Genomic DNA, 21,402 nt, shown 5'->3' with positions numbered 1-21,402 from the left:
GTTCCCTCCGTCGTTCCGTCCGTCGTTCCGTCGGTTCACGTCGTGTCGTCGTGTCGTCGTTCAGGGCCCGAGCAGGCCCTTCGCCAGGCCGATCACCACCGGGGCCACCCCGACCGCGAGGAACGCGGGCAGGAAGCACAGCCCCACGGGGGCGCTGATCAGCACCTCGGCCCGGCGGGCCCGGGCGGCGGCCGCGCGGGCGGTCGCCGCCCGCAGTCCGGCCGCGTGCCGGGCCACCGCCTCCGCGGCGGGCGCCCCGGAGGCGTCGGCCCGTTCCAGGCAGCGGGCGAGCCCCTCGGCGCCCGGTATCGCGCCGAATCGCCCCCACACCTCCGCCGGTTCACCGCCGAGCCGCAGCTCGGCGGCGGTCCGCAGCAGCCGCTCCCCGAGCGGCCCGCCGAGGGACCGCCCCACCGCCTCCGCCGCCTCTCCCGGCCCGGCTCCGGCCGAGACGCAGGCCGCCAGCAGGTCGGCCGCCAGCGGGAGCCGCGCCGCCGCCTCCCGGTCCGCGGCCGGCACCCGGGAGGCTCCGGCCCGCCGCAGCCACCACCGGGCGCCGAGCACTCCGCCCACGAAGGCGAGCAGCGCCGCCACCGCCCCGAGGAACACCCCCGCGACGAGCACCGCGCCCACGACCGCCGCCCGCACCGCTGTCGGCACCTCCCGCAGTCCGGCCGGCAGCCGCGCCCACCGCCGCCCCTGCTCCCCGGCCGGCGCCCCGGTCCGCGCCCCCAAGGGCCCGCCGCCGGCGTCCGCCAGCAGCCCGCCGAGCCGTCGCCGAGCGCCCCGCCCGCCGCGCACCCGCGCCAGTCGCCGCCAGGCCCGGCCGAGCAGCCAGCAGCCCAGGAGCAGCAGCGGGGCCGCCCTCACCAGCGGTTCACCGAACATCGCCGCCTCCCGCCCGAACGATCCGCGCGGCCCACCACAGCCCGACCGCCTCCAGCGCGCCGCCGAGCACCAGACAGGCCCCTCCGGCGGGGGTGTGCAGCAGCACCCTCAGCGGCTCCGCGCCCATGACCGCGCCGAGGCCGATCCCGGCCACCGGGAGGGCCGCGAGCACGGCCACCGTGGCCCATGCCCCGGACAGTTCGGCCCGCAGCGCCTCGCGCCGCTCGTCCTGCTCCCGGAGGGCGGCCTCCAGCCGGTCGAGGCCCGCGGCCAGCCCCGCGCCGCTGTCGACGGCCACCTGCCAGCAGGCTGCGAGACCTGCGAGGCCTTCGGCGCCCGCCCGGCGGGCCGCTCTCCGCAGCGCCTCCGGCACGTCGCCGCCGAAGCCGACCGCGGCGAGCACGCGAGGCTCCTCCGCGCCGAGGGCGCCGGTGCGGCGGGCCGCGTAGGCGAGGGCGTGGCCCGGCTGGCGGCCGGCCCGCAGCTCGCCGCCCGCGGCCTCGCAGAGCGCCACCACCCGCCCGGCCAGCGCCTCCCGCTCCTTGCGCGCCCCGGCCGCCCTCAGCCGCCGCCGCACGAGCGGGACGGCCAGGGCGCCCACGGCCAGCGGCAGCGGCGACCCGCCCGCCAGCGCGATCAGCCCGGCGGCGGGCAGACAGAGCCACTCCGGTCGCCCCCGGGCGGCCGCCCGCCAGCGGCCGAGGGCCGCCCGGCCGAAGCCCCCGCTTCCGTACCCGGCTCCCTCCCCGGAGAGCAGGGCCCGCGCCCGCAGGACCACGCGGCGGCGCCCGGCCGCCTGCCGGAGGGCGAGCACGGCTCCGGCGGCCAGGAGACAGGACCCGGCGTACAGCCCGACCGTCACGGGGCACCTCCGACGAGCGCGCGCAGGCGGGGCCAGCCCCGCTCCCGCTCGAAGCCGGACGGGGCCCAGCGGAGCGCGGGCACCGTCCGCACGAGACCGTCCCGGTCCCGCTCCAGGACGTGGACCTCGGCGATCCGGCGGCGCCCGTCGGGGTCGCGCACCAGGTGCAGCACGGCGGAGAGTCCGGCGCCGAGCTGGCTGTGGAGGGCGGCGCGGTCGAGTCCCGCGGCCGTGCCGAGCGCTTCCAGCCGGGCGGGCACATCGGAGGCCGTGTTGGCGTGGAGCGTGCCCGAGCCGCCCTCGTGCCCGGTGTTGAGGGCCGCCAGGAGGTCGACGGCCTCGCCGCCGCGGACCTCGCCGACGACGAGCCGGTCGGGCCGCATCCGCAGGGCCTGGCGGACCAGGTCCCGGAGGGTGACGAGGCCGGCGCCCTCCTGGTTCGGCGGCCGGGCCTCCAGCCGCACCACATGGGGGTGGTCGGGGCGCAGCTCGGCCGAGTCCTCGGCGAGGACGATCCGCTCGCGCTCCCCGACGAGCCCGAGCAGGGCGGCGAGGAGCGTCGTCTTGCCCGTGCCGGTGCCTCCACTGACCAGGTACGACACCCGGGCCCCGATCAGCGCGCGCAGGACCCGGTCACCGCCGGGCGGCACCGTCCCCGCGGCCGTGAGCTCCTCCAGAGTGAAGGCCCGGGGGCGCATCACCCGCAGCGAGAGGCAGGTGGAGCCGACGGCGACGGGCGGGAGGACCGCGTGCATGCGGGTGCCGTCGGGCAGCCGGGCGTCCACCCAGGGCCGGGCGTCGTCGAGGCGGCGCCCGGCCACGGCCGCGAGCCGCTGGGCGAGCCTCCGGACGGCGGCGGCGTCCGCGAAGACGACGGGCGCCCGCTCCAGGCCCGCGCCCCGGTCGACCCACACCCGGTCGGGCGCCGAGACGAGGACGTCGGTGACGTCCGGATCGGCGAGGAGGGCCTCCAGCGGCCCCGCGCCGGTCAACTCGCACCGCAGCTCCTCGGCGGCCCCCAGCACCTCGGTGTCCCCGAGCAGGCGCCCCTGGGCCCGCAGCGCGGCCGCCACGCGGGCCGGGGTCGGCTCGGCGCCGCTCGCCGCGAGCCGCTGCCGCACGGCGTCGAGGAGCCCGGCCCCGCCCGCCCGCGCGACCGGAGACGCACCGGACGGGGCGGTCTCCACCGCGCCGGTGCCGGTCATGCCGCACCACCGGAGGGCAGCGCCTGCTCCCAGAAGGCGGCGCAGAAGCGGCCGAGCGGGCCCCGGGGGTCGGCGCCCGGTGGGGTGCCCTCGTCCTGGCCCGTCACGATGACGGGGTCGTAGGGGAGCTCGCCGGCGAGCGGCAGCCGCAGCGCGTCGGCGACCCAGCGCTCGTCGAGCCCGGCCGCGTACGGCCCGCGGACCACGGCCCGCAGGTCGCGGACGCCGAGGGAGAGGGTGCCGGCGATGCGGTGGGCGGCGGCGACCGCCCGCAGCTCGCCGGGGACGACGAGGAGGCCGAGGTCGAGCTGGGCCAGGACCTCGGCCCCGGCCTCGTCGACGGCGCGCGGCAGGTCGACCACGACGACCCCGCCGCCGCGCCGGGCCGCGGCGAGCACGGCCCGGACCGCGTCGGGCGGCACGGAGCCGGTGGGCTCCCGGCCCCAGCTCAGCACCCGCACGCCCCGGGCCGCGGGCAGCGAATCGGCCAGGGCGCCGCCGGCCAGCCGTCCCTTCGAGGCGGTGAAGTCGCTCCAGCGCCTGCCCTCCTCCCGCTCGGCGCCGAGGAGCACGTCGAGCCCGCCGCCGAGCGGGTCGCCGTCGACGAGCAGGGTCCGCCGGCCCGAGCGGGCTGCGGCGAGCGCGAGTCCGCAGGCGAGGGTGGAGGCGCCGGCTCCGCCGCGTCCGCCGACGACGCCGACGGTCAGCGCCGTCCGGCCGCCCCCTTCGGCGGCGTCGGCGATCCGCTCGACGAGCCGGGACTCGGCGCCCGGCAGCCTGAGCACGCTGTCCGCGCCGAGCTCGACGGCGAGCCGCCACACCTCCGGGTCGTCCGGGTCCCGTCCGACGAGGACGACCCCGGGCCGGCGCACAGAGCCCCGGCAGCGGGCCGCGACGTCCTCGCCGACCAGGACGAGCGGGGGATCCGTCCAGCTCGCCCGCCGCTCGGGCACCCGGTGGTGCACCTCGGGCTCGACGCCGGCCGCGGCGCACAGCCGCAGCAGGTCGTCGAGGAGGACGACGTCCTCGGTGACGATCAGCGGACCGGGGCCGCGCACCCCTTCCCCGTCCCGTGCCGTGGACTCGTGCCGCGCCATGGCTTCGTGCTCCGCTCCCGTGCGGGAGAACGTCGGCTTGTGCATCGCGCACACCCCTCTCGTGATTCCTGCGGGCCGCGAACTTCGCGACGGGAATCACGGTGAGGCCGAGCGGGAAATCGTGCGGAGCCCACCGAAAAACTGTGGACAATCCACCGCTTGTGAATATCTCGACCACCCGTCCGAGGACTGTCCGGAACGCAGCCCGACGGTTACTCTGGGTGACGAAATCGAGGGATCGCCGGGAGCCGGGCAGCCGGACGCGCGGCGGCGGAAGGGAAGGGATCGAGCCATGGCCCAGCGGGCGAAAACGGCTCCGGACATGCGACGACCCCCGCCGGGGGGGAGAGCGGGGGTCGTCTCTCCGGCCGACTCGGGGGGGGGAGGAGCCGGTCCGGGTTAGCACGGTCGCGAACGATCCGTGACTTCCATGGTGTACCCGAGAGCCTTCTCAGGCAAACCCACGCGCCCCAGCGTACGCCGAATGGCGGGCACCTATGCTCAGCGTTGTGGAAAACCACTCCTTGCCGCGCACAGCCGCCTTCTTTGACCTGGACAAGACGGTCATTGCGAAGTCTTCGACGCTGACCTTCAGCAAGTCCTTCTACCGGGGCGGACTGATCAGCCGCCGGGCCGCTCTGCGGACGGCCTACATCCAGTTCGTGTTCCTGATCGGCGGGGCCGATCACGACCAGATGGAGCGGATGCGCGAATATCTTTCCGCGCTCTGCAAAGGCTGGAACGTGGCCCAGGTCAGGGAACTCGTCGCCGAGACCCTGCACGACCTCATCGACCCGATCATCTACGACGAGGCCGCCTCCCTCATCGAGGAGCACCACGCCGCCGGCCGCGACGTCGTGATCGTCTCCACCTCCGGCGCCGAGGTGGTCGAGCCGATCGGCGAGATGCTCGGGGCCGACCGGGTCGTCGCCACCCGGATGGTGGTCGGCGAGGACGGCTGCTTCACCGGAGAGGTGGAGTACTACGCCTACGGCCCGACGAAGGCCGAGGCCGTCCGCGAGCTGGCGAAATCGGAGGGGTACGACCTCTCCCGCTGCTACGCCTACAGCGACTCGGCGACCGACCTCCCCATGCTGGAGGCGGTCGGGCACCCGTACGCGGTCAACCCCGACCGGACGCTGCGCCGCGAGGCGGTCGCCCGGGAGTGGCCGGTGCTGGTCTTCGACCGGCCGGTGCGGCTGAAGCAGCGGCTGCCGGAGTTCCGGATGCCGCCGCGTCCGGCGCTGATGGCCGCGGCGGCCGTGGGCGCGGCGGCGGCGACGGCGGGGCTGGTCTGGTACGCCACCCGGCGGCGCCACCGGGCCGCGACGGCGGCCCTCGCCGGGAGCTGACCGCTTGTCCCGTTTTCGGGCGATCCGGCTCTGAGGACCCGGAAAGAGCGGAAAGAAGCGGACCCACCACTTTCGCTTACCGGCGGACAGGAGTAGAAAGGAATCAGGCCCGCGAGACCTGGGACATCCGAGAGGATCACCTGTTGAGCATGAAGGCCCCACGGACCTGACGCACAAAAACCTGGCACCCACGCGACGTCGACCCGTCGATTACGGGCCAGCCGCACCAGGCGAAGGGCAAAGCACCCCGCCTGATGGGCACATATCGAGGACGCTTGGTAACTGGGTGGACGTGCCAGCGGCGGTACTGAAGGTTGGTACCGCCGCAACCCATGTCCGGGGGTTTTCTCAGGCGGCGCCGCGCTGAAGCGCCTCGCAGACCGCCGTCGACTCCCGGACGCCGAGTTCCACCGCGCGACCGCAGTGCGCGATCCAGCCGCCGACGCCCTCCGGGGTGCCGGTGAGGTAGCCCTCGAAGGCGGCCGCGTAGGCGGCCCGGCCCTGCTCCGCGTGGCCGACCTCGGCCGGGCAGATGCCCTTCGGGTCGAGACCGCTGCCCTCCAGCACGATCCGCTCGGCGGTCCGGGCGACGAGGCCGTTGTGCGAGGTGAAGGGGCGCAGGGCGAGCAGTTCGCCGTGGACCACGGCGGAGACGACCAGCGCCGGGGCCTCGCTGCCGGCGACGACGAGCTCCGCGAGGCCGTCGAGGCGGGCGGCGACCTCGTCCGGGGTGGGCAGCGGGGCCTCGATCAGCGGCTCGGTCACGGCCTCGCCGGCCTGCCGGGGGCGGCCGGTCGACTCCTCGTGCTCGCCCGCGGCGACCAGGTGGAGCCGGGCCAGCACGCGGAGCGGCGACTGGCGCCAGATGGAGAGCAGTTCGCCCGCCTCCGCGCTCAGGCGCAGGGCGGCGCCGACGGTGCGGGCCTCGGGGTCGGCACTGAAGTCGGTCCGGCGGCGGACCTCTTCCAGGGCCCAGTCGGCACCGGCCAGCGCGGCCGAGCCGCGGGCGCCGCGGAGCGCAGCCTCGTGGGCGATCTCGTTGCTGCGGCGGCGCATCACACGGTGGCCGTAGACCCGGTCGACGGCCTTGCGTACGGAGTCCACCGCGTCGGCGACGCCCGGCAGGGTGCCGAGGGCGGCCAAGGGGTCAGAGGCGTGCGTACTCATAAGTAAGGAGGCTACGCGCCCCGGGGGCCCGCCCCACGATGGAGTGGTCTTCTTCATAGACCTCGACCACTCGGTGCGTTCATGCCACTACGCTAGGTGAACATGAAGATCGCTTTCGTCGGGAAGGGCGGCAGCGGCAAGACGACGCTGTCCTCGCTCTTCGTCCGCCACCTCGCCGCCACCGAGTCGCCGGTCGTCGCCGTCGACGCGGACATCAACCAGCACCTGGGGGCCGCGCTCGGCCTCACCGAGGCGGAGGCGGCCGCGCTGCCCGCGATGGGGGCGCACCTGCCGCTCATCAAGGAGTACCTGCGCGGCAGCAACCCCCGGATCGCCTCGGCCGAGACGATGATCAAGACGACGCCGCCCGGGAAGGGTTCCCGGCTGCTGCGGGTCCGGGAGGAGAACCCGGTGTACGAGGCGTGCGCCCGGCAGGTGCGGCTCGACCCGGGCGAGGTGCGGCTGATGGCGACCGGGCCGTTCACCGAGGCGGACCTCGGCGTCGCCTGCTACCACTCGAAGGTCGGCGCGGTGGAGCTGTGCCTGAACCACCTGGTGGACGGGGCCGGCGAGTACGTGGTGGTCGACATGACGGCCGGCTCGGACTCCTTCGCGTCCGGCATGTTCACCCGCTTCGACATGACCTTCCTGGTCGCCGAACCGACCCGCAAGGGGGTGTCGGTGTACCGGCAGTACAAGGAGTACGCGCGGGACTTCGGCGTCGCGCTGAAGGTCGTCGGCAACAAGGTGCAGGGGCCGGACGACCTGGACTTCCTGCGCCAGGAGGTCGGCGACGACCTGCTGGTCACGGTCGGCCACTCGGACTGGGTCCGGGCCATGGAGAAGGGCCGCCCGCCGCGCTTCGAGCGTTTGGAGCCCGAGAACCACCACGCGCTGCGGACCCTGCGGGAGGCGGCGGACGCCGCGTACCCCCGCCGCGACCGGCACCGCTACACGAGCCAGATGGTCCACTTCCACCTCCGCAACGCGGAGAGCTGGGGCAACGCCAAGACGGGAGCCGACCTGGCGGCGCAGGTCGACCCCGACTTCGTCCTCGGCGAGCCCGCCACCGGGCCCGTCGCCGCGGCCACACGCTGACGGGACGGACCACCACCGCCGGACGGAGTCCGGCACAGCCCCCCGAAGCCCGAGAGGCGCCCCGGCGCCGAGCGGCGCGAGCGGGGGCCGGAAAAACGAAGGACCGGGAGCCGACCTGGCGGCGCAGGTCGACCCCGACTTCGTCCTCGGCGAGCCGATGGCGGAGGCCATCGGCTGAGCCGTTGGCGGAGGCCATCGGCTCAACCTTTGGCGGAGGGCTAGGCGCGGGGGCTAGGCGCGGGGGGCGGGCTGCGGGGCGGGGGCCGGGGGCCGGGCCGCCAGGAAGGCGGGCCAGCCTCCGGTGGGGGCTTCGCCGACCTTCAGGGTGCGCATCTTGGCGATGACGGCCGGGTCCTGGGCGTCGAGCCAGTCCGCGAGCTGGCGGAAGGAGACGCACTCGACGTCCTTCTGGACGCAGACCGTGGCGATGGTCTCCTCGATGGCGCGCATGTAGGTGCCGCCGTTCCAGGACTCGAAGTGGTTGCCGATGATGACCGGCGCCCGGTTGCCCCGGTAGGAGCGATCGAAGGCCTGGACGAGGCCGTCGCGCATCTGGTCGCCCCAGTAGCGGTGCATGCCCGGGTCGCCCTGGGTGGTGCCGGGCGACTGGTTGACCAGGAAGTTGTAGTCCATGGACAGGGTCTGGAAGGCGCGGCCGGGGACCGGCACGAGGTGCATGGAAAGGTCCCAGAGGCCGTGGTCCTTCTCCGGCCAGATCTGGTCGTTGACGCCGCTGGTGTCGTAGCGGAAGCCCAGTTCGGAGGCGGCCTTCACGAAGTTGGCGCGCCCCTCCAGGCAGGGGGTGCGGGCGCCGACGAGCTCCTTGTCGTAGTCGAAGGGGAGCGGCTGCTCGGCGCGCAGGCCCGCGTTGGTCCTCCAGTTCTTGACGAAGGACTTGGCCTGGCGGATCTCGCTCTTCCACTCCTCCACGGACCAGGTGCCGACGCCGCCCTCGGCGCCGCAGAAGTGGCCGTTGAAGTGGGTGCCGACCTCGTTGCCCTCCAGCCACGCGCCGCGCAGTTCGCGGACGGTGTCACGGATGCCCTCGGTGTCGTTGAAACCGATGTCGGAGCGGCCGGCGGAGTGCTTGGGCGGGTCGTACATCTCCCGCTTCTCCTCCGGCAGGAGGTACACGCCGCTGAGGAAGTACGTCATGGTCGCGTCGTACTTCTTGCCGACCTTCCGGAAGTGCGAGAAGAGCTTCTGGCTGTCCTCGCCGGCGCCGTCCCAGGAGAAGACGACGAACTGCGGCGGGGCCTCGCCCGGCTTCAGCTTCTTCCAGGTCGGCTGGTGCGGCTGGGCGCCGGTGTAGGCGGTGGAGCCGTCGCCGATCAGCCGGACCGCGTTCTCCGGCGCGGCGGCGGGTCCCTTCTTCCCGGCACCGGTACCGGCACCGGCACCCGAGCCCGGGGCGCCCTGGGCGGCGGGGCCGGAGGAGGACGGCTCCGAGCAGCCCGCCAGCCCGCCGATCAGAGCGACGGTGAGGGCGCCGGCGGCCAGCGCCTTCCTCCGGAACGTACTTCCTCGCACTACGGCTGACATCCGCCCACCTCTCTCATCCGACGGCTCCGCCCCGTCCGGCGGCCGAGCGGCGTCAACGTCGCACCAGAACGGGCGGGGTGATGAAACGACAAGCGGACGGGCGTCCACCATTCACCGGAACCGGTGAACCATTGCCCTGTTTGCCTCGAAAATAATGCCGGAGACTTTACTCTCCATTACGATTCGTTTACTCAGAGTTGAGGTACCCGTTCGGCCTTGAGGAGACCGGATGACCCTCTGCACCCCCGCCCGCACGCCCAACCGACCACGCGTCCAGCGGCCCCACAGCCCACCCGGAGGCGCCCGCCGCCTCCTCCCCGCCGGCGTGGACGTCTCCGCGTCGATCGCCGTCTTCCTGATCGCGCTGCCGCTCTCGCTCGGCATCGCCCTCGCCACCGGAGCCCCGCTCCAGGCCGGACTGGTCGCCGCCGCCGTCGGCGGTCTGGTCGCCGGCCGGCTGGGCGGCTCCCCGCTCCAGGTGAGCGGACCCGCCGCCGGCCTCACCGTCGTCACCGCCGAGCTGATCCAGCGGTACGGCTGGCGCACCACCTGCGCCATCACGGTCCTCGCCGGACTCGCCCAACTCGCCCTGGCCTCCCTCAGAGTGGCCCGGTCGGCGCTCGCGGTCTCGCCCGCGATCGTGCACGGCATGCTGGCCGGCATCGGCGTCACCATCGCCCTGGCCCAGCTCCACATCGTCCTCGGCGGCACCCCGCAGAGCTCCGTGACGGCCAACGCCCTCGGCCTGCCCGAGCAGTTGGCGAACGTCCGGCCCGCCGCGCTCGCCATCAGCGCGCTGACCGTCGCCGTCCTGCTCGGCTGGCCGCGACTGCCGGGCCGCGCGGGCCGCCTCGCACGCAAGGCACCGGCCGCGCTGGTCGCCGTCGGCGGCGCGACCCTGCTCGCCGCGGCCACCGGGCTCACCGTGCCGCGCGTCGACCTGCCCTCCTGGAGCAGCCACGCCCTGCCGGGGCTGCCCGACGGGCCGGTCCTCGGCATCGCCGCCGGGGTGCTGACCATCACCCTGGTCACCAGCGTGCAGTCGCTGCTCTCCGCGGTCGCCGTCGACAAGCTCGTCGCCGCCCGCCCCGACCGCGGTCACGGAGTCCCGCGCTCCCGCCTCGACCGCGAGCTGGCCGGCCAGGGCGCGGCCAACGTGGTCTCGGGGGCGCTCGGCGGCCTCCCGGTCGCCGGGGTCGCCGTCCGCAGCGTCGCCAACGTGTCGGCGGGAGCGGTCAGCCGCGCCTCCACGATGCTGCACGGCCTGTGGATCGTGCTGGCCGCGCTGCTCCTCGTACCGGTGCTCGACCTGATCCCGCTCGCCGCGCTCGCCGCGCTCGTCATGGTCGTGGGCATCCAGATGGTGAGCATCACCCACATCCGTACGGTCACCCGCCACCGCGAGGTCGTGGTGTACGCGGCGACGCTGACCGGGGTCGTCCTGGTCGGCCTCCTGGAGGGCGTCGCCCTCGGGATCGCCGTGGCCGTCGCGGTCGCGATGCAGCGGCTGGCACGCACCCGGATCACCCGGGAGGAGCGCGACGGACACCAGCTGCTGCGCGTGCGCGGGCAGTTGACCTTCCTCGCCGTACCGCGGCTGAGCCGGGCGCTGCACCAGATCCCCGCCGGCGCGGAGGTGACCGTGGAGCTCGACGGCTCGTTCATGGACCATGCCGCGTACGAGACGCTGACCGACTGGACGGCCTCCCACCAGGCCCATGGCGGCGCGGTCGCGCTGACCGGTCCCACCGGAGGCCGTATCGCCGACTCGCCCGGCCCTCACGCCCCGGGCCCCGGCTCGGGCACCGGGCCCGGACCCGATGCGGACTCCGCTCCGGCCGGCGACGCGCAGGCGCCCTCCCCACACCCCTGCTGCCGGCCCTGGACCCCCTGGCACAACCACCAGTGCGCCGAGCTGCCCGCACCGCCCCTCGCCCCCGCGCAGGAGCCTCCGGCGCGGACGGGGCATCAGCTCGCCCACGGCATCGGCAAGTTCCAGCGGAACACCGCGCCGCTGGTCCGCGACGAGCTGGCCCGGCTCGCCCGGGAGGGCCAGAGCCCCTCCCAGCTCTTCCTCACCTGCGCCGACTCCCGCCTGGTCACCAGCATGATCACCTCCAGCGGCCCCGGCGACCTCTTCACCGTGCGCAACGTCGGCAATCTGGTGCCGCTGCCCGGCGAGGAGAGCGGGGACGACTCGGTGGCCGCGGCGATCGAGTACGCGGTGGACGTCCTGCGGGTGCAGTCGATCACCGTGTGCGGCCACTCCGGCTGCGGCGCCATGCAGGCCCTGCTCGGCGCGGCGCCCGACGGTCCGGCGACGCCGCTGCGCCGCTGGCTGCGGCACGGCGGGCCGAGTCTGGAGCGGATGGCGAGCCGTCGCCACGCCTGGGCCCGGATCTCCGGACGGCTGCCCGCGGACGCGGTCGAGCAGCTGTGCCTGACCAACGTGGTGCAGCAGCTGGAGCACCTGCGGGCATACGAGTCGGTGGCGAGACGGCTCGCCGACGGCAGCCTCACCCTGCAGGGGATGTACTTCCACGTGGGCGAGGCGCAGGCGTATCTGCTCTCCGACGCGGACGAGGTACGCGGTTACGACGACGTCTTCCACGGCGTGCCGCCGGCGGCCCTGGCCGCCCGCGCGTCCTGAACCTTTCCCGTCCCCGCTCCGTGAGACTGTGTGGCCCCTCCGTCCCTCCGCTCGGGACGGAAGGGCCCCCATCCGTCAAGACACTCACAGGTCTAAACCAATTCCCCGGAGACTCTTGTCACCCGGGGCATCGGGCTGATGAGCTATGACGCGGGACACATACGCACAGAGGACGCCCTGGGAAAGGGAGATGTCGTGAGCAACGAAAGCCTGGCCAATCTGCTCCGGGAAGAGCGCCGCTTCGCGCCGCCCGCCGAGCTGGCCGCGCACGCCAACGTGACGGCGGAGGCGTACGAGCAGGCCGAGGCGGACAGGCTGGGCTTCTGGGCCGAGCAGGCCAGGCGCCTGACCTGGTCCACCGAGCCGACCGAGACCCTCGACTGGTCGAACCCGCCGTTCGCCAAGTGGTTCGCCGACGGCGAGCTCAACGTGGCGTACAACTGCGTCGACCGGCACGTCGAGGCCGGCCACGGCGACCGGGTCGCCATCCACTTCGAGGGCGAGCCGGGCGACAGCCGCGCGATCACCTACGCCGAGCTCAAGGACGAGGTCTCCAAGGCCGCCAACGCCCTGACCGAGCTGGGCGTCCGCAAGGGCGACCGGGTCGCCGTCTACCTGCCGATGATCCCCGAGGCCGCGATCACGATGCTGGCCTGCGCCCGCGTCGGCGCCGCCCACTCGGTCGTCTTCGGCGGCTTCTCCGCCGACGCCGTCGCCTCCCGCATCCAGGACGCCGACGCCAAGGTGGTCGTGACCGCCGACGGCGGCTACCGCCGCGGCAAGCCGTCCGCGCTCAAGCCGGCCATCGACGAGGCCGTGGCCAAGTGCCCGACCGTCGAGCACGTCCTGGTCGTCCGCCGCACCGGCGAGGACACCGCCTTCACCGAGGGCCGCGACGTGTGGTGGCACGACGTCGTCGAGCGCCAGTCCGCCGAGCACACCCCCGAGGCGTTCCCGGCCGAGCACCCGCTCTTCATCCTGTACACCTCGGGCACCACGGGGAAGCCGAAGGGCATCCTGCACACCTCCGGCGGCTACCTCACCCAGGCCGCGTACACCCACCACGCCGTCTTCGACCTCAAGCCGGAGACCGACGTCTACTGGTGCACGGCCGACATCGGCTGGGTGACCGGCCACTCGTACATCGTCTACGGCCCGCTGGCCAACGGCGCCACGCAGGTCATGTACGAGGGCACCCCGGACACCCCGCACCAGGGCCGGGTCTTCGAGATCGTGCAGAAGTACGGCGTCACCATCCTCTACACGGCGCCGACGCTGATCCGCACCTTCATGAAGTGGGGCGACGACATCCCCGCGAAGTTCGACCTGAGCAGCCTGCGGGTCCTCGGCTCGGTCGGCGAGCCGATCAACCCCGAGGCCTGGGTCTGGTACCGCAAGCACATCGGTGCCGACAGGTGCCCCATCGTGGACACCTGGTGGCAGACCGAGACCGGCGCGATGATGATCTCGCCGCTCCCCGGCGTCACCGAGACCAAGCCGGGCTCCGCCCAGCGCCCGCTGCCGGGCATCTCCGCCACCGTCGTCGACGACGAGGCGAACGAGGTGCCGGACGGCGGCGGCGGCTACCTGGTGCTCACCGAGCCCTGGCCGTCGATGCTCCGCACCATCTGGGGCGACGACCAGCGCTTCATCGACACCTACTGGTCCCGCTTCGAGGGCCGGTACTTCGCCGGCGACGGCGCCAAGAAGGACGACGACGGCGACATCTGGCTGCTCGGCCGGGTCGACGACGTCATGCTGGTCTCCGGCCACAACATCTCGACCACCGAGGTCGAGTCCGCGCTCGTCTCCCACCCGGCGGTGGCCGAGGCGGCCGTCGTCGGCGCCGCCGACGAGACCACCGGCCAGGCGATCGTCGCCTTCGTGATCCTGCGCGGCAGCGCCAGCCAGGACGAGAACCTCGTCGCCGAGCTGCGCAACCACGTGGGCGCCACACTCGGCCCGATCGCCAAGCCCAAGCGGATCCTGCCGGTGGCCGAGCTGCCGAAGACCCGCTCCGGCAAGATCATGCGCCGACTGCTGCGCGACGTGGCGGAGAACCGCCAGGTCGGCGACGTCACCACGCTGGCCGACTCCTCGGTCATGTCGCTCATCCAGGACCAGCTGCCGGCCGCCTCCAGCGAGGACTGAGCACCGGCACCCCCTCGTGAAGGCCCGCCCCGGCTCCCCCGGGGCGGGCCTTTCCGCGCTGCCCTCACGCCGTGCCGAATGCCCCATACCACCCTAAAGTGATCCTCGCCGGACACGCCCCGGGCTCGTTAGGTAAAGTAAGGAGCGCGTCAGGAACGCGACAGAAAGACCTAGGTGAGCCGGGAAGTCTGGTCGGCATGTGCTGTGTGCTGCCCACCCGACCGGAGGCTCCCCGTGTCCACCGACCGTACGTTCCTCGGACGGCTCTCCCTCCCCGAGCGCCGCCACCTCACCGACGCCCTGCGCACCGAGACCGTCGGCGGCGTCCTCCTGCTGGTGGCCGCGATCACCGCGCTCGTCTGGGCCAACGCCCTCCCCGGCAGCTACGAGGCGGTCTCCGGATTCCACATAGGCCCCGCCGCGCTCGGCCTCGACCTCTCGATCGCGCACTGGGCCGCCGACGGCCTCCTCGCGGTGTTCTTCTTCGTCGCCGGCATCGAGCTCAAGCGCGAACTCGTCGCCGGCGAGCTCCGCGACCCGAAGGCCGCCGCCCTCCCCGTGATCGCGGCGATCTGCGGCATGGCCACCCCGGCCCTCGTCTACGTCGCGGTCAACGCCGTCGGCGGCGGCTCCATGGACGGCTGGGCCGTGCCCACCGCCACCGACATCGCCTTCGCGCTCGCCGTCCTCGCCGTCATCGGCACCTCGCTGCCCTCGGCCCTGCGCGCCTTCCTCCTCACCCTCGCCGTCGTCGACGACCTCTTCGCGATCCTGATCATCGCCGTCTTCTTCACCAGCGACCTGGACTTCGCCGCCCTCGGCGGCGCCTTCGCCGGCCTCGCCCTCTTCTGGTTCCTGCTCCGCAAGGAGGTCCGCGGCTGGTACGTGTACGTCCCGCTGGCCCTGGTCGTCTGGGGCCTGATGTACAACAGCGGCGTCCACGCCACCATCGCCGGCGTCGCCATGGGCCTGATGCTCCGCTGCACCACCCGCGAGGGCGAGCAGCACTCCCCCGGCGAGCACATCGAGCACCTGGTCCGGCCGATCTCGGCCGGCCTCGCCGTCCCCCTCTTCGCGCTCTTCTCCGCCGGGGTCAGCATCTCCAGCGAGGCGCTGCGCGACGTCTTCACCCAGCCCGTCACCCTCGGCGTCGTCCTCGGCCTGGTCGTCGGCAAGGCCGTCGGCATCTTCGGCGGCACCTGGCTCACCGCCCGCTTCACCAGGGCGGAGCTCAACCCCCAGCTGGCCTGGCCGGACGTCTTCGCCGTCGCCACCCTCGCCGGCATCGGCTTCACCGTCTCGCTGCTCATCGGCGAACTCGCCTTCGAGGGGGACGCGGCGCTCACCGCCGAGGTGAAGGCCGCCGTCCTCATGGGCTCGCTGATCGCCGCGGCCTGCGCCTCGCTCCTGCTCAAGCTGCGCGTGCGCAAGTACCAGCTCCTCGTCGCCGAGGAGGAGCGGGACGACGACGAGGACGGCATCCCGGACGTGTACGAGGAGGGCACCGAGGGCTACCACCTCCGGATGGCCGAGATCCTGGAGCGGAAGGCCGCCGAGCACCGCGAGCGCGCCCGACTGGCGGGGGCACCGCGCGACGGGGCCGACCGTCCGGCATGATCTGAGGCGGACCGTACACAGAGACTCGGACCGTACAAGAGGAGAGGGAGAGCGATGAGCGACCCGTTCGACGGAACCGAGCGCAGCCTCGGCCAGCTGGTCGCCTCGGCGACCGCCGAGATGTCCGCACTGGTGCACGACGAGATCGCGCTGGCCAAGGCCGAGCTCCGGCAGGACGTGAAGCGCGGCGCGATCGGCAGCGGCGCGGCCATCGCCGCCGCCGTCGTGCTGCTGTTCTCGCTGCCGATGCTGAGCTTCGCGCTCGCCTACGCCATCAACACCTGGACCGGCGGGCACAACGGCAACGGCGGCTGGAACCTCGTCTGGTGCTTCCTGTTGTCCTTCGCCTTCAACGTGATCGTCGCGGGCCTCCTCGGCGCGATCGCCGTCTCGAAGTTCAAGAAGGTCAAGCCGCCGGAGAAGTCCATCGCCTCCGCCAAGCAGACCGCCGCGATCATGCAGAACGTGAAGCCGCACCCCCGTCCGGAGGGTGTCCCGGCCGCCGAGGTGACGATGGCCAAGGCCCAGTCTGTGGCACGCTCGTCCGTATGACCCTCCCCGAGAGCAGCACCCCCGGCGGCGGGCCCGTACGCCTCGACGGTCCGTGGACCCACCGTGACGTCGCGGCCAACGGCGCCCGTTTCCACATCGCCGAGATGGGCGACGGCCCCCTGGTGCTGCTGCTGCACGGCTTCCCGCAGTTCTGGTGGACCTGGCGCCACCAGCTGCCGGCGCTCGCCGAGGCCGGCTTCCGGGCGGTCGCGATGGACCTGCGCGGGGTCGGCGGCAGCGACCGCACCCCCCGCGGTTACGACCCCGCCAACCTCGCCCTCGACATCACCGGCGTGGTCCGCTCGCTGGGCGAGCCGGACGCCGCGCTCGTCGGCCACGACCTGGGCGGCTACCTCGCCTGGACGGCCGCCGTCATGCGGCCCAAGCTGGTCCGCCGGCTCGTGGTCTCCTCGATGCCGCACCCGCGCCGCTGGCGCTCGGCGATGCTCTCCGACTTCGCCCAGTCCCGGGCCGGCTCGCACATCTGGGGCTTCCAGCGGCCGTGGCTGCCGGAGCGTCAGCTGGTCGCCGACGACGCCGAGCTGGTGGGACGTCTGATCCGGGAGTGGTCGGGCCCGCGCCCGGTGGAGGACGAGGCGGTCGAGGCGTACCGGCGGGCGATGCTCGTGCCGTCCACGGCGCACTGCTCGATCGAGCCGTACCGCTGGCTGGTCCGCTCGCTGGCCCGGCCGGACGGCATCCAGTTCAACCGGCGCATGAAGCGGCCGGTGCGGGTGCCGACGCTGCACCTGCACGGCTCGATGGACCCGGTGATGCGGACCCGCAGCGCGGCCGGTTCGGGCGAGTACGTGGAAGCGCCGTACCGCTGGCGGCTCTTCGACGGCCTGGGGCACTTCCCCCACGAGGAGGACCCGGCCGCCTTCACCACGGAGCTGGTGAACTGGCTGAAGGACCCCGAGCCCGACCGCTGACCCCCGGACGGGCCCGCGCCCGCACGGGTTTGCGTCGAACGGCCATGTGCCGGGCGCATACTCCGATTGGCGGGCCCCGGAACGGTTACCGAGCCCGACCCCCGGGCACACGTCCGGGTATGGGCTGGACGCACGACTACGGTGACACGGCACGCGACCGCCGCTCGGCCTCCGGGCCGGGCTCCCGCGAGCGGGGAGGTCCGCCGGAGCAGGGCCGCACCCCCGGCGGGCAGGTCGGGATCTCACGCATCCTCAGGCGGCGGGCCCGCTGGGTCTCGGCCCGCCTCCGCCACCCACGCGACACCGCGTAGCCCGCCGGGGGTCAGAGGGCGCAGCTGTCGGTGTCGACCTGCTGGTTGGCGGTACGGCCGCGCTCGATGTCCTCGCGGATCTCCTGGACCGTCAGCGCGTACCCGGTGTCGGCGTCGTCACGGGAGCGGGCGAAGATCACGCCCGAGACCGTGCCGTCCTCGGTGAGCAGCGGGCCGCCGGAGTTGCCCTGACGGACCGTCGTGTACAGCGAGTAGACGTCCCTGCGCACCTCGCCCCGGTGGTAGATGTCGGGGCCGTCGGCGCTGATCCTGCCGCGGACGCGGGCGGAGCGGACGTCGTACGAGCCGTTCTCCGGGAAGCCGGCGACGATGGCGTCGTCCCCGCTGTGCGCCTCGCGCTCGGTGAAGCGGAGCGGGGTGGCCTTCAGGTCCGGCACGTCGAGGACGGCGATGTCGCGGCGCCAGTCGTAGAGCACGACCTTGGCGTCGTACAGCCGGCCCTCGCCGCCGATCTGCACGGTGGGCTCGTCGACGCCGCCGACCACGTGCGCGTTGGTCATCACGCGGCGCTCGGAGAAGACGAAGCCGGTGCCCTCCAGGACCTTGCCGCAGCTGGGGGCGGTGCCGACGACCTTGACGATGGAGCGCTGGGCGAGGGCGGCGACGGGGCTGCCGGCGAGCGCCGGGTCCGGCGGGACGACCTCGGTGATGGGCTCGTTGGCGAAGGGGCTGAAGACCTGCGGGAAGCCGCTGCGGGCGAGGGTGGAGCTGAAGTCGGCGAACCAGACGTCGACCTGATCGGGCATCACCCGGGAGACGCCCTGGAGCACCTTGGAGCCGCGCACCTCCTTGCCCAGGGTGGGCAGCGAGGTGCCGGCGAGCGCCGAGCCGATGAGCCAGGCGACGAGCAGCATGGCGACGACGTTGACCAGCGCGCCGCCGGTGGCGTCGAGGGCGCGGGCCGGGGACCAGGTGATGTGGCGGCGGAGCTTGTTGCCGAGGTGGGTGGTGAGCGCCTGGCCGATGGAGGCGGAGACGATGACCGCCATCACGAAGATCACGGTGACCGTGGTGGTGACCTCGCTCTCGTCGGTGAGCTGGTCCCACAGGACCGGCAGCAGCCACATGGCGAGGAGTCCGCCGCCGAGGAAGCCGATCACGGAGAGGATGCCGACCACGAAGCCCTGGCGGTAGCCGATGATCGCGAACCACACGGCCGCGAGCAGCAGCAGGATGTCCAGCACGTTCACGGTCGTCAGCCTCGCAGATTCGTTCTTCCGGTCACCGTTCCTTCTCCGGCCCCCGGGGGGTCAGCCTGTCATGACCGCCAGTCGAGCGGGACCTTCCGCGAGGTGTCCCAGGGGCGCTCCCAGCCCGCGAAGTGGAGCAGCCGGTCGATCACTCCGGCGGTGAAACCCCAGACCAGAGCGGATGCGACGAGGAAGGCGGGGCCCGCGTGGCCGGCCGGATGGACGGCCATCGCGCGGTTCGCCGGATCCGTGAGATCCGCCACGGGCACCGTGAAGACCCGGGCGGTCTCGGCGGGGTCGACGGCCCCGACCGGGCTCGGCTCGCGCCACCAGCCGAGGACGGGCGTGACGACGAAGCCGCTGACCGGGATGTAGAGCCGGGGCAGCACGCCGAAGAGCTGGACGCCGGCCGGGTCGAGGCCGGTCTCCTCCTCGGCCTCCCGCAGGGCGGCGCGCAGCAGCCCGCCGTCGGCCGGGGCGCCGTCCTCGGGGTCGAGGGCGCCGCCGGGGAAGGAGGGCTGTCCGGCGTGCGAGCGGAGGCTGCCCGCCCGCTCCATGAGGAGCAGCTCGGGCCCGCGCTCGCCCTCGCCGAAGAGGACCAGGACGGCGGACTGGCGGCCGGCTCCGCTCTTGGGCGGCAGGAAGCGGCTCAGCTGCTCGGGCGCGACGGTCCGCGCGGCGCGGTCGACCGGCGCCAGCCAGTCGGGCAGGCCGTCCCGCTCCAGCAGGCCGCCGGTGCCGGGGCCGTAGATCTCTTCGTCCGTGCGCGTCATGAGCACCCCCGAGTCGTCCAACGCCGTCGCCCTGTCTCTTCGTTCCCGGAGCGTGAGGAGGCCTGGGACGCCTTCGCGGTGCTCACCGCGCTCCGGAGGGCCGCTGTACGGCCCCGGGGGCCACGCCGGGCGCGGGCGGGGCCGGGCGGCCGGGGTAGTCGGCGGGCGGGTTGAGCCGCTGGCCGGGGTAGCCGCCCTTCTCGTACTTGAGCAGCTTCCTGGCCTTCTCCGGGTCGGTCTCGCCCTCGCCGTACGCGGGGCAGAGGTGGGTGATCGGGCAGGCGCCGCAGGCGGGCTTGCGGGCGTGGCACATGCGGCGGCCGTGGAAGATCACCCGGTGCGACAGCATCGTCCAGTCGCTCTTCGGGAAGATCTCGGCGACCTCGGCCTCGATCTTCACCGGGTCGTCGGACTCGGTCCAGCCGAAGCGGCGGGCGAGCCGCATGAAGTGGGTGTCGACGGTGATCCCGGGGACGCCGTAGGCGTTGCCGAGGACGACGAAGGCGGTCTTGCGGCCGACGCCGGGGAGCTTGACCAGGTCCTCCAGGCGGCCGGGGACCTCGCCGCCGAAGTCGTCCCTGAGGGCGGCGGCCAGGCCCATGATCGACTTGGTCTTGGCGCGGAAGAAGCCGGTCGGGCGGATCAGCTCCTCGATCTCCTCGGGGACGGCGGCGGCCAGGTCCTCGGGGGTCGGGTACTGGGCGAAGAGCGCGGGCGTCGTCTGGTTCACCCGCAGGTCGGTGGTCTGCGCGGAGAGGACGGTGGCGACGAGGAGCTCGAAGGGGTTGCGGAAGTCGAGCTCGGGATGGGCGTACGGGTACACCTCCGCGAGCTCCCGGTTGATCCGCCGCGCCCGCCGCACCATGCCGAGCCGCGACTCGCCCTTGCGGGCCTTGGCGGGCGCGACCGTCGCCACGGCCTTCCGGGGGGCGGCCTTCTCGGCGGCGGCCTTCTTCGCCGCGGCGGGCTTCTTGGCCGCGGCGGGCTTCTTGGCCGCGGCGGGCTTCTTCGCGGGGGCCGCCTCCTTCGCTGCGGCCGCCTTCTTCGCAGGGGCCGCCTTCTTCGCCGCAGGAGCCGTCCGCTGTGCCGCAGACGCCTTCACGGCCCGCCCCGACGAGGGCGAATCATCCCGATTCGCGGCTTTCGGCCGCTTCGACACGCCGTGTTCGCCCACAGCGGAATTACCTTCGGCCGACACTCTTCCAGCCCCCTTGGCCTGCGTTCTCACCGGCGAGTTGGACACCCGGCCAGCCTAGGGGCCGAGGGCGACATCCGCCCCGCCCACCACCGATCGGACCCCGATCGGGCCCCTGACGTTCGGCAATGGCGTCCGGTGCGTCAAACTTGTTGTGATTGATCGCACTGTTTGGCACGTCCGGCATCATGGGAGCCAGGTTCCCGTGAGCAGGTCGACAGTAGGAGTGAACTCGTGGACGACGTTCTGCGGCGCGCCCCGCTCTTCGCGGCGCTCGATGACGAGCAGGCCGCCGAGCTGCGCGCCTCGATGAGTGAGGTGACGCTCGCCCGTGGCGACGCGCTCTTCCACGAGGGCGACCCCGGCGACCGCCTGTACGTGGTCACCGAGGGCAAGGTGAAGCTGCACCGCACCTCCCCCGACGGCCGCGAGAACATGCTGGCGGTCCTCGGCCCCGGCGAGCTCATCGGCGAGCTGTCCCTCTTCGACCCGGGCCCGCGCACCGCGACCGCGACGGCGCTGACCGAGGTCAAGCTGCTGGGCCTCGGCCACGGCGACCTCCAGCCCTGGCTGAACGCCCGTCCCGAGGTGGCCGGCGCCCTGCTGCGCGCGGTCGCCCGCCGGCTGCGCAAGACCAACGACCAGATGTCCGACCTGGTCTTCTCCGACGTGCCCGGCCGTGTCGCCCGCGCGCTCCTCGACCTGTCGCGTCGCTTCGGCGTGCAGTCGGAGGAGGGCATCCACGTCGTGCACGACCTCACCCAGGAGGAGCTGGCCCAGCTCGTCGGCGCCTCCCGCG

General features: G+C 73.7%; 18 protein-coding genes. 9 read left to right on the top strand and 9 right to left on the bottom strand.

Features of this window, described 5'->3' with window-relative positions; all coding sequences use genetic code 11:
* Positions 1–60: 60 nt before the first annotated feature.
* Genes AB0E19_RS26485 through ssd form a run of 4 tightly spaced genes read right to left on the bottom strand, consistent with a single transcriptional unit; the run spans position 61 to position 4,052 of the window.
* Positions 61–888 carry a type II secretion system F family protein gene (locus AB0E19_RS26485; RefSeq protein WP_362184690.1) on the bottom strand — a complete coding sequence of 276 codons (828 nt, stop codon included), beginning with the start codon at positions 886–888 and terminating at the stop codon, positions 61–63.
* Entirely contained in the window at positions 878–1,750 is an 873-nt protein-coding gene (locus AB0E19_RS26480) for a type II secretion system F family protein (protein WP_362184689.1), read from the bottom strand. Before AB0E19_RS26480 ends, AB0E19_RS26485 begins: the two co-directional genes overlap by 11 nt.
* Positions 1,747–2,955 (bottom strand): TadA family conjugal transfer-associated ATPase, encoded by a 1,209-nt coding sequence (locus tag AB0E19_RS26475; RefSeq protein WP_362184688.1) that lies wholly within the window; start codon positions 2,953–2,955, stop codon positions 1,747–1,749. Before AB0E19_RS26475 ends, AB0E19_RS26480 begins: the two co-directional genes overlap by 4 nt.
* Positions 2,952–4,052: a septum site-determining protein Ssd gene (gene ssd, locus AB0E19_RS26470; RefSeq protein WP_362184774.1), complete on the bottom strand. Its 1,101-nt coding sequence runs from the start codon at positions 4,050–4,052 to the stop codon at positions 2,952–2,954. Before ssd ends, AB0E19_RS26475 begins: the two co-directional genes overlap by 4 nt.
* A 497-nt stretch (positions 4,053–4,549) precedes the next feature.
* Here ssd and AB0E19_RS26465 point away from each other — a divergent pair, with 497 nt between their 5' ends.
* Positions 4,550–5,404 carry an HAD-IB family hydrolase gene (locus tag AB0E19_RS26465; protein WP_362184687.1) on the top strand — a complete coding sequence of 285 codons (855 nt, stop codon included), beginning with the start codon at positions 4,550–4,552 and terminating at the stop codon, positions 5,402–5,404.
* Between the two features lie 348 nt (positions 5,405–5,752).
* On the opposite strand, the gene AB0E19_RS26460 is transcribed toward AB0E19_RS26465, so the two are convergent.
* Positions 5,753–6,571: an oxidoreductase gene (locus AB0E19_RS26460; protein WP_362184686.1), complete on the bottom strand. Its 819-nt coding sequence runs from the start codon at positions 6,569–6,571 to the stop codon at positions 5,753–5,755.
* A 102-nt stretch (positions 6,572–6,673) separates the two neighbouring features.
* Between AB0E19_RS26460 and AB0E19_RS26455 the strand changes: the two genes are divergently transcribed.
* Positions 6,674–7,669: an ATP-binding protein gene (locus AB0E19_RS26455; RefSeq protein WP_362184685.1), complete on the top strand. Its 996-nt coding sequence runs from the start codon at positions 6,674–6,676 to the stop codon at positions 7,667–7,669.
* 231 nt (positions 7,670–7,900) lie between these two features.
* On the opposite strand, the gene AB0E19_RS26450 is transcribed toward AB0E19_RS26455, so the two are convergent.
* Positions 7,901–9,211 (bottom strand): hypothetical protein, encoded by a 1,311-nt coding sequence (locus AB0E19_RS26450; protein WP_362184684.1) that lies wholly within the window; start codon positions 9,209–9,211, stop codon positions 7,901–7,903.
* A 229-nt stretch (positions 9,212–9,440) separates the two neighbouring features.
* Here AB0E19_RS26450 and AB0E19_RS26445 point away from each other — a divergent pair, with 229 nt between their 5' ends.
* From AB0E19_RS26445 to AB0E19_RS26420, 6 genes are all read left to right on the top strand, one after another.
* Positions 9,441–11,861, top strand: coding sequence for a SulP family inorganic anion transporter (locus tag AB0E19_RS26445; protein WP_362184683.1), 2,421 nt, complete (start codon positions 9,441–9,443; stop codon positions 11,859–11,861).
* A 138-nt stretch (positions 11,862–11,999) separates the two neighbouring features.
* Positions 12,000–14,012, top strand: coding sequence for an acetate--CoA ligase (gene acs / locus AB0E19_RS26440; RefSeq protein WP_362184682.1), 2,013 nt, complete (start codon positions 12,000–12,002; stop codon positions 14,010–14,012).
* A 234-nt stretch (positions 14,013–14,246) separates the two neighbouring features.
* Entirely contained in the window at positions 14,247–15,629 is a 1,383-nt protein-coding gene (gene nhaA, locus AB0E19_RS26435) for a Na+/H+ antiporter NhaA (protein ID WP_362184681.1), read from the top strand.
* Positions 15,630–15,683: 54 nt separating this feature from the next.
* Positions 15,684–16,181, top strand: a complete 498-nt coding sequence (locus AB0E19_RS26430; RefSeq protein ID WP_362184680.1) for a phage holin family protein — start codon at positions 15,684–15,686, stop codon at positions 16,179–16,181.
* Positions 16,178–17,113 carry an alpha/beta hydrolase gene (locus AB0E19_RS26425; protein WP_362184679.1) on the top strand — a complete coding sequence of 312 codons (936 nt, stop codon included), beginning with the start codon at positions 16,178–16,180 and terminating at the stop codon, positions 17,111–17,113. Before AB0E19_RS26430 ends, AB0E19_RS26425 begins: the two co-directional genes overlap by 4 nt.
* 119 nt (positions 17,114–17,232) lie before the next feature.
* On the top strand, positions 17,233–17,424 hold the full coding sequence (locus AB0E19_RS26420) for a hypothetical protein (RefSeq protein WP_360602507.1): 192 nt from the start codon (positions 17,233–17,235) through the stop codon (positions 17,422–17,424).
* A gap of 11 nt (positions 17,425–17,435) precedes the next feature.
* On the opposite strand, the gene AB0E19_RS26415 is transcribed toward AB0E19_RS26420, so the two are convergent.
* From AB0E19_RS26415 to nth, 3 genes are all read right to left on the bottom strand, one after another.
* Entirely contained in the window at positions 17,436–18,635 is a 1,200-nt protein-coding gene (locus AB0E19_RS26415) for a MarP family serine protease (RefSeq protein WP_362184678.1), read from the bottom strand.
* A gap of 68 nt (positions 18,636–18,703) precedes the next feature.
* Complete coding sequence (locus AB0E19_RS26410; protein WP_362184677.1) at positions 18,704–19,408, bottom strand: CoA pyrophosphatase; 705 nt, start codon at positions 19,406–19,408, stop codon at positions 18,704–18,706.
* An 82-nt stretch (positions 19,409–19,490) separates the two neighbouring features.
* Complete coding sequence (gene nth, locus AB0E19_RS26405; protein ID WP_362184676.1) at positions 19,491–20,510, bottom strand: endonuclease III; 1,020 nt, start codon at positions 20,508–20,510, stop codon at positions 19,491–19,493.
* 327 nt (positions 20,511–20,837) lie between these two features.
* Here nth and AB0E19_RS26400 point away from each other — a divergent pair.
* The coding region (locus AB0E19_RS26400) for a Crp/Fnr family transcriptional regulator (protein WP_362184675.1) at positions 20,838–21,402 on the top strand (565 nt) is incomplete at its 3' end.

This window comes from Streptomyces sp. NPDC047974 (assembly GCF_040653375.1).
Lineage (GTDB): Bacteria > Actinomycetota > Actinomycetes > Streptomycetales > Streptomycetaceae > Streptomyces.
Note: the sequence above shows the minus strand (reverse complement) of the source record. Positions and strands in the feature narration are given on the sequence as shown.